The 13,604-nt window shown below is 55.5% G+C and carries 12 protein-coding genes and 1 pseudogene; all 13 read left to right on the top strand.

What is annotated here, in order from left to right; genetic code table 11:
* Nucleotides 1-263 precede the first annotated feature (263 nt).
* Nucleotides 264-554 (top strand): annotated as a pseudogene (locus tag GGR38_RS23410) (IS5/IS1182 family transposase); the annotation flags it as partial.
* 207 nt (nt 555-761) lie between these two features.
* Nucleotides 762-1,331 carry a dTDP-4-dehydrorhamnose 3,5-epimerase gene (gene rfbC / locus GGR38_RS23405; protein ID WP_183629366.1) on the top strand — a complete coding sequence of 190 codons (570 nt, stop codon included), beginning with the start codon at nt 762-764 and terminating at the stop codon, nt 1,329-1,331.
* A complete protein-coding gene (gene rfbB / locus GGR38_RS23400; RefSeq protein ID WP_183629364.1) occupies nt 1,328-2,398 on the top strand; it encodes a dTDP-glucose 4,6-dehydratase in 1,071 nt (356 codons plus the stop codon). The genes rfbC and rfbB overlap by 4 nt, the downstream gene beginning before the upstream one ends.
* Nucleotides 2,395-3,300: a dTDP-4-dehydrorhamnose reductase gene (rfbD, locus tag GGR38_RS23395; RefSeq protein WP_183629362.1), complete on the top strand. Its 906-nt coding sequence runs from the start codon at nt 2,395-2,397 to the stop codon at nt 3,298-3,300. Before rfbB ends, rfbD begins: the two co-directional genes overlap by 4 nt.
* On the top strand, nt 3,297-4,166 hold the full coding sequence (gene rfbA / locus GGR38_RS23390; protein ID WP_183629360.1) for a glucose-1-phosphate thymidylyltransferase RfbA: 870 nt from the start codon (nt 3,297-3,299) through the stop codon (nt 4,164-4,166). Before rfbD ends, rfbA begins: the two co-directional genes overlap by 4 nt.
* A 4-nt stretch (nt 4,167-4,170) precedes the next feature.
* The gene (locus tag GGR38_RS23385; RefSeq protein ID WP_343059212.1) at nt 4,171-5,295 is read left to right on the top strand and encodes a DUF1972 domain-containing protein; all 1,125 of its coding nucleotides are present in this window, start codon (nt 4,171-4,173) and stop codon (nt 5,293-5,295) included.
* Between the two features lie 208 nt (nt 5,296-5,503).
* Complete coding sequence (locus tag GGR38_RS23380; RefSeq protein WP_183629358.1) at nt 5,504-6,586, top strand: glycosyltransferase; 1,083 nt, start codon at nt 5,504-5,506, stop codon at nt 6,584-6,586.
* A complete protein-coding gene (locus GGR38_RS23375; protein WP_183629356.1) occupies nt 6,574-7,830 on the top strand; it encodes a hypothetical protein in 1,257 nt (418 codons plus the stop codon). Before GGR38_RS23380 ends, GGR38_RS23375 begins: the two co-directional genes overlap by 13 nt.
* A 1-nt stretch (nt 7,831) precedes the next feature.
* Nucleotides 7,832-8,857, top strand: a complete 1,026-nt coding sequence (locus GGR38_RS23370) for a glycosyltransferase family 2 protein (RefSeq protein ID WP_183629353.1) — start codon at nt 7,832-7,834, stop codon at nt 8,855-8,857.
* Between the two features lie 8 nt (nt 8,858-8,865).
* A complete protein-coding gene (locus tag GGR38_RS23365; protein WP_183629351.1) occupies nt 8,866-10,008 on the top strand; it encodes a glycosyltransferase family 4 protein in 1,143 nt (380 codons plus the stop codon).
* Between the two features lie 310 nt (nt 10,009-10,318).
* Entirely contained in the window at nt 10,319-11,515 is a 1,197-nt protein-coding gene (locus GGR38_RS23360) for an acyltransferase family protein (protein ID WP_183629348.1), read from the top strand.
* A 148-nt stretch (nt 11,516-11,663) separates the two neighbouring features.
* Entirely contained in the window at nt 11,664-12,776 is a 1,113-nt protein-coding gene (locus GGR38_RS23355) for an acyltransferase family protein (protein WP_183629346.1), read from the top strand.
* 71 nt (nt 12,777-12,847) lie between these two features.
* A partial coding sequence (locus GGR38_RS23350; protein ID WP_246405244.1) for an IS256 family transposase occupies nt 12,848-13,604 on the top strand: 757 nt, incomplete at its 3' end.

Here is a 13,604-nt window from a genome sequence, read left to right as displayed (position 1 = left end):
TATAGGTTTGGTCTAAGCACCCAATTTCCTATAACAGGACAATGCCTTACGCTACTCCCGCCAACCCTCTCGTGCGCTCCGGTGAATAACAGAGGCTAGGAATGCTAATCAGTTTGGTCGAACCGGAATTCAGTTTCATCGACTCACATCTGGTGCAGGATGACACCAAGTTTGCTGGCGAGTGCCATCTTGGCGCCCTTCGCTCCGCGCCGCTTGGCAACATTTATTGCCCAGGTTTTTAAGGTCGACCCTTTCGCTACACGGGTCATCACAACATGTGCGGCTTCAAACAGGGCGACTCTCACCGCTGGGTCGCCCGCGCGGCCAACGCCCATGATGGTGCGCGATTGCCGGACTTGGTCAGCAAGGCCAACACACGGCGTTCCAAGATCCGCGCTCATGTCGAGCATGTTTTCGCGGGGCAAAATCACAGGATGGGCCTTGTCGTGCGCACCATTGGCATCGCCCGTGCCACCATCAAGATCGGCATTGCCAATCTGGTCTATAATTTCCAACGCCTCGCATGGCTCGAAGGGCGGACTGCGCCCGCATGAAAGGCAACGGCCTCAAAGCAGGGCGCCAAGCAAAGATCAGACAGCCAAGGGAAGCCGAAAATCGGGCATCAACGCCCCTGCGCAATCCTCAATGCCGCGAGCAGGCCAAATCTACCGGTTCTTCGAGGTGTCCCGGTAGGCCAATTCTCTCTTGTTTTGCGCTGCAGCATATGTAAGTAATAACGAGTATATTGTAAGGGAATTGCGGTGAACTTTCGCTTGTTTGATATTAGCGGACCTGTGGAGGTCGTGCCACGCAAACTGGGTGATGAGCGAGGGTATTTTACCGAATTGTTCCGCGAGGACCGGTTCGCAGAATATGCTGGGGGCTCAGATTTCGTTCAGGAAAATCAATCGCTCAGTTCGAAGGTTGGAACCATTCGAGGTCTGCATTTTCAGAGCGAACCGATGGCGCAAGGCAAGCTCGTGCGCTGTGTTGCTGGCGCCATTTTCGACGTCGCTGTCGATATCCGGCATGGATCGCCTACCTTTGGCAAGTGGATTGCAGTCGAACTGACACCTGACGCCTGCAATCAGCTTTGGGTGCCCCCAGGCTTTGCGCATGGGTTCTGTACGCTTAAGCCTGATACAGTCGTGTGCTACAAGGTTACTTCTTACTACAGCGCCGAATGTGACAAGGGGACGCGTTGGGATGACCCCGCGATTGGCATTGTATGGCCCGACGTGGCGGATGATTCGACGCTGTCCGGTAAGGACGCCATCCAGCCATTGTTGGCTGATTTGCCCGAATATTTCCGTATGGGAGCTGATCGATGAAAATTATCGTGACCGGGGGCGCGGGCTTCATCGGTTCTGCGTTGGTACGCCACCTGGTGGGTGAAGGGCATGTTGTCCAGAGTATCGACTTGCTGACCTATGCCGGTAACCTTGCCTCGGTGAAGCTGGTGGAGAATAAGTCCAACTACAGTTTTCTGCAGGCTGACATCCGCGATGCCGCTGCCATGAAGCAGGCTGTCTCGACTTTTCAGCCTGACCGGATCATGCACTTGGCTGCAGAAAGTCATGTCGATCGTTCAATTACCGGCGCTGCGGATTTCATTTCCACAAATGTCGTCGGCACTTTTACGCTTTTGGAAGCGGCGCGGGCCTATTGGAGCGGGCTCGACTCACACGGTAAGGATTCTTTTCGTTTCCTGCACGTGTCCACTGATGAAGTCTATGGCTCGCTGGGCGGCGAATTGGGCAGTGACGAGTTGTTTCGCGAGGATACGCCCTATGATCCCTCGAGCCCCTATTCGGCATCGAAGGCGGCTAGCGATCATCTCGCCAAGGCATGGCATCGTACCTACGGCATGCCGATCGTGGTGTCGAACTGCTCGAACAATTATGGGCCTTACCACTTCCCCGAGAAGTTGATTCCCCTCACCATTTTGAATGCGCTGGCGGGCCGTGAGTTGCCAGTCTACGGCAAGGGCGAGAATATACGCGACTGGCTATATGTTGAGGACCATGCCCGTGCGTTGGATCTGATTGCTGCAAAGGGGCGCCTGGGTGAGACCTACAATGTGGGGGGGCGCAACGAGCGCCGCAACATCGATGTTGTCCGGCGTATCTGCACCGTGCTTGATGAACTGGTTCCGGTCGAGCAGCCGCGTGAGGAGTTGATCCGCTTCGTTACTGATCGGCCCGGCCATGATGCGCGCTATGCCATCGACGCTACCAAGCTGGAGAATGAGCTTGGTTGGCGCGCGCTGGAAAACTTCGACACGGGAATCGAGAAGACCGTGAAATGGTATCTCGAGAATGACTGGTGGTGGCGTCCGCTGCAGGGAACCTATGACGGCGAGCGCCTAGGACTGGTCGCTGTGGGGGCTAAGTCATGAAGATATTGGTGACCGGCGGGCCGGGGCAGCTTGTGCTTTCCATGGCAGAGCGAGGCCGGGCTCTGGGCTATGAGGTGGTGGCTGTGGGGCCGCCCGTGCTTGATCTTGCCCAGCCTGATGACGATGCCATTTACGCCGCTTTGACGGTGGCCCAGCCAGATGCGATCGTCAATGCTGCGGCTCACACTGCCGTAGACAGAGCCGAGAGCGAGCCAGAACTGGCATTTGCCATTAATGGCGAAGGTGCGGGGGCCGTAGCGCGTGCTGCAAAGCGTCTGGGTGTGCCACTGGTCCATGTGTCGACCGACTATGTCTTTGCCGGAGACAAATGCGAGCCTTATGTGGAAAGTGATCCGACGGGGCCGACGGGCGTCTATGGCGCCTCGAAGCTAGTCGGAGAAGAGGCCGTGCTGGCAAGTGGTGCGGATGCGGCGGTCCTGCGTACGGCTTGGGTCTACAGCCCATTCGGCAACAATTTCGTGAAGACTATGCTTCGGTTGGCCTCGTCGCGTGATGAATTGTCAGTGGTTGCGGATCAGTATGGCTGCCCGACCAATGCGCTTGATCTGGCCGATGTTTGCATTGCGGTGGCGGCTAATCTGGTAGCTAGCGGTAATCCAGCAATGCGCGGTGTCTTCCACGCCACTGGTCAGGGTGAGGGTACTTGGGCTGATTTCGCCGAGGCGGTGTTTGCCGCTTCCGCAGCGGAAGGTGGGCCAAGCGTAAGCGTCAATCGTATCACAACCGCGCAATATCCAACGTCGGCAAAGCGCCCAGCCAATTCGCGCCTCAATGGCGATAAGTTGGCCACCGCTCATGGTGTGAGGTTGCCCGCATGGCAGACCAGCCTCGTTCCGGTTGTTGCTCGCCTTGTTAAAGAGATACAGGAGAATGTGGCATGAAGGGGATTATCCTCGCCGGCGGTAGCGGCACTCGACTGTATCCGATGACGCTTGCGGTGTCGAAGCAGTTGATGCCTGTCTACGACAAGCCTATGATATATTTTCCGCTTAGCACATTGATGCTAGCTGGCATTCGTGAAGTGCTGATCATCTCGACTCCGCGTGACACCCCTAGCTTTCAACAGTTGTTGGGCGATGGGTCGCAATGGGGTATGCAGATTGAATATGCCGTGCAGCCCAGTCCCGATGGTTTGGCGCAGGCTTATATCATCGGCGCGGACTTTGTGGGCAACAATCCTTCTGCTTTGATTCTTGGGGACAACATCTATCACGGCCATGGCCTGCCCGAATTGCTAGGCAGTGCATCTGGACGCGACACCGGCGCTTCGGTTTTCGCCTATCACGTCACAGACCCGGAGCGCTATGGCGTGGTCGAGTTCGACAAGGATATGTGTGCGCTGTCGATCGAGGAAAAGCCTGCTGCCCCAAAATCGAACTGGGCGGTGACTGGGCTGTACTTCTACGACGGCCAAGTAGTGGAGATTGCCGCCAATCTGCAGCCTTCGCCCCGTGGCGAGTTAGAGATCACTGATGTTAACCGCGCTTATTTGGAGCGCGGACAACTCTCCGTCGAGATCATGGGGCGGGGTTTTGCCTGGCTGGATACCGGCACGCCCGATAGCCTGTTGGAGGCGGCCGAATTCGTTCGAACTCTGGAGAAGCGTCAGGGCTTTAAAATCGCCTGCCCTGAAGAAATCGCCTGGCGTCAGGGCTTTATCGACGATGCCGGGTTGGAAAGCACCATCGCCACGCTTGGGAAGGGTGACTATCCCAAGTATCTGCGGACCCTTCTTGCCTCGAAATGATCCTGTGACAAACCATCCCGTGCATAATGTGTCTACTGGCCATGTCATCATCATGGGCATCCGGGGGCTTCCGGCGGCTCATGGTGGGTTTGAAACATTTGCCGAGCGTCTTGCTCTCTATCTGGTTGAACGAGGGTGGAAAGTGACCGTCTATTGCCAGGGGTCGGCTAGCGGTCGCCGCGAGGTCGATGTTTGGGAAGGAGTGGAGCGCATCCACATTCCTGTGAAGCGAGACGGATCGATCGGAACGATCGAGTTTGACATCAAGGCTACCATGGACGTCCTGTCGCTTCCGGGTACAATCCTGACTTTGGGTTATAACACGGGATTTCTGTGCAGCTTTTTGTCTTGGCGGAGGCGAAAGAACTTTATTAACATGGATGGCTTGGAATGGAAACGCGCCAAGTACAGCACTCCAGCCAAGATTTATCTTTGGGTCAACGAGAGACTTGCCGCATGGGCTGGCACTAAGCTTGTAGCCGACCACCCATCTATTGCTGAACATTTGGCCACCCGAGTTCCACACGACAGGATCGCGACGATTCCCTATGGGGCGCCCGGCATTGATCAGGCTGATATCACGCTCTTGGCTGATTATGGTGTGGAAGCGCATCGATATCTGACCGTGATCGCGCGTGCGGAGCCTGAAAACTCTATTCTGGAAATTGTTCAAGGCTTTTCCGCCAAGCCGCGGGGGATGAAGTTGCTGGTGCTGGGCAAATACACAAGAGATCATGACTATCACTGTCAAGTTATGGCCGCTGCTAGTGATGAGGTCTTGTTTCCCGGCCCAGTCTACGAAGCATCGCGTATTCAGGCTCTGCGTTTCTACAGTTTAGCCTATATCCACGGGCACCAAGTCGGCGGTACTAATCCATCTCTGGTGGAAGCTCTGGGCGCAGGCAATGCTGTCATTGCGCATGATAATAAGTTCAATCGCTGGGTTGCTGGCGGCGCAGGGCTATATTTTGTCGATGCGGCTGACGTGAGTAAGCAGATCGACGATCTTATAGCAGATCCCTCCTTGCAGAGGGAACTGTCATCGCAAGCTGTCAAGCGGTGGCTTGAGGCCTTCACTTGGCCCGACATCCTTGCTCAGTATGAAGAATTGATGGTATTAAAGTGTTAGGTTTCTTGGCTTGTAATATTTTCAAATCTTTGATGTATTGTCCAAAGATCTTCTAAATTCCATGATTTTTCGGGGTTTGGGCTATAATTGTGAATTGTGATCACGTTTTCTATGTGATGTTTGAATTTTAAATTCAATTATCCGTTGGGGTTTTGGGCGGTACGGCGGAAAATATTGTCGGATGCCTACATCAGGTGAAGCAAGGAACGTGAAACTGCTAAGCGGTTACAAGGTGTACGACGAGGTGCGTACCGCCCATCTGGAGCGAGCCGCGGACGGCCCTTCGGGAATCAGTCTGCTGTATCGCAAGGCCAGCTACGACTTCGACAAGGATGCAGCGCGCAAACTGGGGGTTCTCCAAGTATCACCGCTACGGGCCTTTTTTCGCATTGTCCGAGCTCGACCGGATTGTGTCGAGTTGAATGAGCCACTATTCCTTAGAGCCTTGCCCATGATGGCAGCCTGCGTGGCGGGCGCGGCGTTATCCGGACTGCTGCGTGGTAAGGGCACGCGCGTCGTGACCTATGCCATCGAAAACATAGATATGAACGCCAAGATCGCTAGTCACGGTGGGCGTTGGGGCGTGGGGCTTGCGCTTTTGCTACGGCAGGCTTTGTGGTTGCTGGCAGGGCGGTTTTCCCGAATTGCTTTCGGTTCCGAGGAAGCTCGGTCAGCTTACCATGCCTTTATGGGAGAGCTTCCCGCCAGTGTCACCAGTCGGGTGTTCGCCGCTGTTGAGCCGCCCTGCCCGATTTGTCGCTGCGTCAAGATGGCGGATTCCGTAATGTTCTTGGGCGCTTTCGATGATCGCAAGGGGATCCGGCACCTCATGGATGCGTGGCTGGCGGTCCTTGCGGTAGTGCCTTCCGCCCGGCTGGAGATCATCGGCAAGGGGGTTTTGGCAGGACAAGTGACGGAATGGGCCAGTCAGCGACCGGAGGTCTCTCTGAAGATCGATCCGCCCCGCGCTGACATTCATGATGCTCTTTCTGGAGCCAGGGTTCTAGTTCTTCCTTCCATTGGGTCCACACGGTGGCGTGAACAGATCGGTCTACCTATCGTTGAGGCGTTGTCGCATGGCTGCGTTGTCGTCACTTCACCAGATACGGGATTGAGTGCATGGCTCGGCCAGGCCGGGCATATAATCGTCGACCACCCAACGGATGCTGGCCTATTGGCCGAGGGGATCGTCAAGGCCCTCAATTCTGACCTAGGCAGTGCAGATGTTCTGGCTTTTTTGCCGGCACGTAGCGGTCGCCAACAAGCTGAGGAATGGTTGTGGCAGTCCTGATCGCGCGAGCGCGCGCCAACATTCTTCGGTTCGGCCCGACCAGCGCCTTGCTCCTGCTGTCGCAGGCGATTTCGGCCTTTAGCCTGTTCCTGCTCCCATTGCTGGGACTTCAGTTTTCTGACGTCTACAGTGTAGGCGTACAAACCGGGGTGGGACCATATAATGGCCTAGTGCTCGGTGTCGTCTATCTGATTGTTATCGGGCGCCCTTCGTTCGACTATTGGAAGACTGTCGATGCGAGTGTGATCGTGTTTGCGGGGGTATTGACCGCATATTCAGTGGTGTCGGCGCTGCATCGCGGCGGGCATCATCTTCTGGGCTCCTGGCTGACAGGGGCGATCATCGTGATCTTCGGAATCGGCGGGATCGCGTTGGGCTTGGCGAGCGTGCGCGGCGTGCGGCAGGCCTGTCTTGGCCGTCCTTGGTTGCTGGCCGGGATCACGATTGCGCCTAACGTAGGCATGGGACTGGCCACGGTCATGGCGCATTTCCTGATGCCAGGTCTGGCCATTTCACCTTTGTTACCGGCGATCACTTGGGCGGTGGTTGCCTGGCTAGTTGCTGTCGTTATGGCAGTCTGGCCGCTCCCCCAGCTTGACCGTAAGATGACGCGCGAAGCACCTGAGGCCGGGCGCAACAAGGTCCTCCACATTGTCGGCTTGATCGTAGGGCTGATCACCAGCACCGTACTGCCGATCGGTTTTGTAACCGCCGCAGGAGAACTGAACGCGGGCTCGGCTACCGTGCTGTTCTTGGCCAACCGGATCGGGGCGGCAGTAGTCGGTGTGCTTGTCAACGCCGTGCTGATGGTCAGCATCAATTGGGAAGACGCTAACCGAAAGAGGGTCAAGCATTCGGTCTTCTTCCCTGTGGCATCGATGATCCTCGTCGTGCTAGCGGTGGGGTTGCACCAACTGCAGGGGGCCGCCATCCTCGCCTATGGGGGAGTCGCGTTGGCCTGGCTCGGCCTGGCTTGTTCAACGCCGATCATCCTGCGCGAGGCCAATGTTCGCCGGATGGGGCTGGTGATTATGCTCAAGGGGGTGGCGGATCTGGCGATATCCAGTCTGGCGCTCGTCTATTTTCAGCATGCCCCCAGTTTCACCGGGTATTTCGGTGCACTGATGATTTCACAATGCGTGACGACGCTCGTATGCGGCGGGGCCTTGAAGCAGCGGAGGCTAGTGGTCATCTCCACCCTCAACCTACTTCTGGCGATCGCCCTGTTGGCAAAGGGGTGGTAGCATGACGGCCGATCCACTGGTCTATATCATTATCGTGAACTACGGTCGGGCTAGCGATACGATCGAATGCCTCGTCTCGCTGGGCGCCCTTACCGGGCCGGCGTTCAGGGTCGTTCTGGTCGATAATGGTTCGCCGAGCGATTCGGCGCGCGAGATCGCCGATTTCCTGGGCTGTGCCGCTGACCGGCGTTCAGGCTGGAAGCAGGTCTCGCATGGGTGCGGATATTCGCTGCGGTTCATTCCCTCCCCCGAAAATCTGGGCTTTGCAGGTGGTTGCAACATTGGCATGCGCGAGGCGTTAGCCGACCCGGCAGCTACCCATGTTTGGCTGCTCAACAATGACACGCTGGTCGAGCCGGACAGTCTTGCCGCTCTGTTGCGGCGGTGCCAGCCTGCAGTGCATCGCACTGAGGTGCCGGTCAGCATGTGCGGATCGACGCTGATCTATTACAAACCGAAGGACGTTCTGCAAGGATGCGGTGGCCGTTTTGACATTAGCCGGGGGCGGGGGCGCCCGATCGCGGCGTTAAATCCGCGCGAACACCTGCCGGAGCAGGCCGAGGTGGAGCGCGATATGGACTATGTCATAGGCGCGTCCATGCTCGTGAGCATCGATCTGATCCGCCAGGTCGGTCTGATGGATGAGCGTTATTTTCTTTACTTTGAGGAATTAGACTGGGCCTTGCGCGCTCGGGCGCAGGGGTTCCGTCTCGGTTGGGCACCCGATTCGTGGGTGGTGCATAAGGAAGGCGCAGCCATCGGTACATCGATGCGCGCGAGGCCGAGTGCGATGGCGACCTATTTCATGACGGCGGGGTATTTGCGACTGGTTTGGGCCCTGCGTCGGCGGACGCTGCCAGCGGCGCTGGCTATTTCAGCAATGAGGGCGGCCAACTTCATGTTGCAGCGCGACTTGGAACTGGCTGGCGCTGTGTTTCAAGCTATCACCGCTTTTGTACGCAGCCCAACCGCTTACGTTCCGGGTTCATTCAGGGGCGTGGGGACAGCCCACCAAGGCAAAATTTAGGGGGAAATATGGTCAAACATCTGGCGCTGATCGATCCGCTCAGTCGGCACGGCGGGATGCATTATTATGATCACGACCTGGCCAATGCATTGGTCGGGCTCGGCGTCCCGGTAGAGGTATGCTCGCCGCCTACTGGGCTCGAAGCGGGCGCACGCTACGGCGTGCATGTCTGTTTCGAAAACGTTTATGGCCCTGGCAATGGTCCTCAGTTGCGCCGTGCGGCGTATTTGCTGCGCGATACATTTCGTGCCTTGAGCAAGGCGCACAAGGCGGGTTGCGACACCGTTCTATTCCATATCTTCAAGTCCGACTTGTTTGAATATCTGATCGTACGTGGCGCGCATCGTCTGGGCATGAAATGCCATGCCATCGTGCATGATGTCGCCCGGCTGGATACCAAGACGCGCTTCGAGTTTCGCGAAGCGATTGTTGCTCGGGTCGATGGTCTGATCGTCCATAACGCCTTCTCGCGCGATGCACTGGCGGCGGCGGCGCCTATGGCGGCGGCCAAGACGGCAATCATGCGCCATGGCAACTATGTCGACCGCTTTACGGATCTGCCGAGCATGCCAGCCGCGCGTGGGGAACTAGGCTTGGCGGAAGATCAACTGGTTCTGCTGTTTTTTGGCAATCCTCGTCGCGATAAGGGACTGGACCTGTTGATCGAGGCCCTGGTTCCTTTGCGCGACGATCCTAATCTATGTCTACTGGTGGCAGGAAAGATAAAACCAGACGACGAGCGAGCGCTGCGTGCTAAGCTTGCTGACAAGGGGTTGTTGGGGCGTGTTCGGCTGGATATTGGCCACGTTCCGGATGACAAGGTTTCCATTTATTATCGCGCGGCCTCGATCGTGGTGCTGCCCTATTTGCGGATCTATGAAAGCGGCGTCGCGCTGATGGCGATGAGCTTTGCCCGCACCATCTTGGCGAGCGATCTTCCCGCTTTTCAGGACCTTGCTGTAGATGGGGCAAAAGTTCGCCTTTTCAAGGCCCATGACGCGACCAGCCTGACGCAGGCTCTGATCGATCTGCGGCAGGGGGATGTCGATTTGGAGTGGGAAGGGCAAGAAGCGCGTACTTTTGTGGAGGAAGAGCGCAGTTGGGCGAGGTCTGCGGCAGCGCTTGTTGACGCTATGCATTCCAATCGCTGAAAGATAACGATCCATTTGAGTTTTTGGCTTAGATGCTGAGTTGTTATAATAATTGTTTCTGATATGTACTTGCAGTTTGTCGAGTTTGGCTGGAATAGGTCGGCGTGATAAATATCTTGAATAAGGATCTGGTCTAATACACCTTAAGTACTGAAATGAATTTCTACCTTGGGGGAGGGGTGGGGTTGGCCATATTTGCAATGGTTATGGCTGATCTATGAATCCCTCAAGAGATCGTACAGATTGGTTCTGCAATTACAGATATACGGCCTAGGCGACGGTCTTGCAATGTTTCAGCATGCCGCGATTAATGGCTGGAAACCACACCAGCAGGTTTTCGCGCTCCCCTATTTTACTTCTGCTGTCGCTCGCGGTGAAAAGTTTGTGGTATCTACAGTCTGGACAGCATACCGGCCGCATTACTAACCAAATTTTTGGAGGTTTGATCGAAATGCCATCTCGCCGTCTGGAAGGTCTACAGGCACTACGCTTCATCGCAGCAGCGATGGTGGTCGTGACCCATGCGACACTCTATACGTCGGAGCGCTTCCGTCCCATGCCACTATGGCCCAATGGCACAAGGGGCGTCGATATATTTTTTGTTATAAGTGGCTTCGTAATAGTTTGGTCGTCACACAATCTGATTGACAAGCCATATGGCTGGGCCGCTTTCTTGGGCAAGCGCATCAACCGCATCGTGCCGCTGTACTGGTTTGCTACTAGCATCAAAGTGCTGATTATGCTGGCAACTGCGGGGTTGGCGCTGCATTCGGTGCTAGATACCTCGCTGGTCATCAATTCCTTGTTGTTCATCCCGACTCGCAAGTTGGATGGGCAGATCGAGCCGTTGCTTGGTGTGGGGTGGACTCTGAATTTCGAGATGATGTTCTACGCGGTTTTTGCAATTTCTCTGATCACAAAGCGCAGTTATGTTCAGGTTTGTGGCATGATATTGCTTCTTTTGTCATCGATTTCAGTACTGCGCGGTGAAAATTTTCCGGCTTGGCAGTTTTATTTCAACAACATTGTGGTAGAATTTCTTTTTGGTATGTTAATTGCAGTTTACTTCGAGAAAGAACGGAGCGTGTCGCGCCTGCTGGCGTGGAGTTCCTTTGCCTTAGGATTTATCTGGACACTGCTGTCCCGTAATCAATTGGGGCTACCACGATGGCTTGACTGCGGCGTACCGGCGGCGCTCATAGTGTTTGGCACTGTTGCGCTGGAGTCCGAAGCCCGGCGCTGGGTGGGGAAGCCATTGAGATTCCTAGGTGCGGCGTCCTATGCCATCTATCTATTTCACCCGATGTTTGCGCCGATCGGCGCGATCCTTGCCGCAAGGCTCCATGTTCAGAGCATAACGTTTTCTGTGACCCTTTGCTGGATCATCGGCGTTTCTGTCGGAAGCGCAGCCCACCTGATAGAGCCTTATATAAACGCTTGCTGGCAGGCAATGATCAAGTCACTACTTCGATATTGGCCCGACACTTTTCACAAGAGAGGAGTGTGATTGACGAAAGAGCGCGGCTAGGCATTTGCGTGCCAAGAGGGGCATGAAGAATGGCATGCTCGAGTAGCCAATCACTTGCAGAAATCGTGCCCTCTCGCTATCGTTCTAATTGCCGTCGATTAGTGGAATGGCATTGCGGAGGTCAATGATGACACGGAGCGATAGGCGGTATGAATTTCTCGATGGCATGCGAGGCCTTGCCGCGATTTCTGTCATGTTTATGCACTATTCTGAAAATTCATTCAGGCTTTTTCCCACGGCGACATGCGCCGTCGACTTTTTCTTTATCTTAAGTGGGTTCGTTCTTGCCCATTCCTATGGGGCGAGGTCGGATCTGACGGTCGGTTCTTTCATGCTCAAGCGAGTAATACGGCTTTATCCCTTGCTTTTTTTGGGAACATTGATCGGTTTGCCTTGGCTGTTCTGGATGGCCGCGCCTTATCCACAAGGCGTGATGAAAACCGCTATAGCTGGCCTGACCAATGCTGTTTATCTTCCTTATTTCGGATGGCGCCCACCAGAACTCGGTAATCTTGGATCGCCTGAAGCCTATCCGATCAACGGGCCAGAATGGTCGTTGTTTTTCGAACTTGCGGTTAACATCATTTTTCTTTATCTTGTACGCCTGTCGATGAAGGTTAATTTTTGGCTGGCCTTCGGCTCGCTAGTATTCATGCTGGTGTTGTCTTTGGTAATGGCGCGTGCCTTTGGCAAATCCGGCGTAGCCCTTCCCGGCGGCTGGGATCTGATGAGCTTCCCAGTTGGCTTTCCCCGGGTCATCTTCGGTTTCTCCCTCGGGATCGCAATTTATCGGATGCTCGATCTTGAAAGTTTCCGCAGAATAGAGCCTGTCTTTCTCCAGTCGGCGGCGGGGGCGCTAGTCGTTTCCGCAGTGTTTGTTACCATGTTCACCTTCGCCCCCGGCAAAGGGCATGCAGCTCTATTGTACCTAATTCAGATCGCCATCTTCTGCCCGCTGTTTGTTGTGATCGGTGCGAAAACAGCTCCTTGCAATGCAGGCCTGACACGTATTATCAGGCTTCTCGGATTTTTATCCTACCCTATTTATTGCATTCACATTCCGGTAAAAAATGAAACATCTCTGCTCTTCAACTACTTTGCGCTTCCCACAGAGGTGGAGCCTTTTGCTGCGACCTTTCTCACTTTTGTAATTGCAGCTTTGGCGGGGAAATATCTCGATATTCCCGTGCGGCGCTGGTTGACCGCCACCATCAGATGGCGCACTGTTGAGTTCCGCTAAGAGTCCGTTTGGGAGGGAGTGTCCTGAATTCCGTGTACGGGGCGGCATAATGGGTAGAAAGATCCCCAATTATGGCACGACGCAAAGCACCCTCGATCCCCGATGACCTGCTGGACCAGTTGCTGGGAGGTATGGACGCGGCCAGCGCGCTGAACTCACCCGACTGGATGAACGGGTTGAAGAAGGCGCTGGCCGAACGCGCCTTAAGTGCCGAGATGGATTACCATCTTGGCGGCGAGGCGGAAGCCGAGAACAGCCGCAATGGCTATGGCCGCAAGACGGTTTCAACGGGTACCGGCAAGATTGACATCGAGGTTCCGCGCGACCGGACAGGTAGTTTCGACCCGCGGCTGATCGCCAAATACCAGCGTCGTTTCCCCGGCTTCGATGACAAGATTATCTCGATGTATGCGCGAGGCATGAGCACAAGGGAAATCGCCGAACACCTGCGCGAGATCTATGGCATGGATGCATCTGCGGATTTGATCAGCACGATCACCGACGCGGTTCTCGATGAGGTCAACGCCTGGCAACAGCGTCCTCTGGATCCGGTCTATCCACTTGTTTTCTTTGATGCCATCAGGGTCAAGATCCGCGATGAGGGGCTGGTCCGCAACAAGGCAATTCACATTGCGCTGGGCGTCATGGCCAATGGCACCAAAGCCGTTCTTGGCATGTGGATCGAGCAAAACGAAGGCGCCAAATTCTGGCTTCGGGTGATGAACGAACTTAACCCCCCTTATTCACGGGGGTTCGGCATCTGGTCAATTTTGACGGCTTCGGGCCCTGGCAGCGTGAGCGGGTCGCGCGTCATCGCAGCGTCTGTTG

This window comes from Novosphingobium sediminicola, assembly GCF_014196525.1.
GTDB classification, from domain to species: Bacteria; Pseudomonadota; Alphaproteobacteria; order Sphingomonadales; family Sphingomonadaceae; genus Novosphingobium; species Novosphingobium sediminicola.
This window is presented reverse-complemented; position numbering and strand designations above follow the sequence as displayed.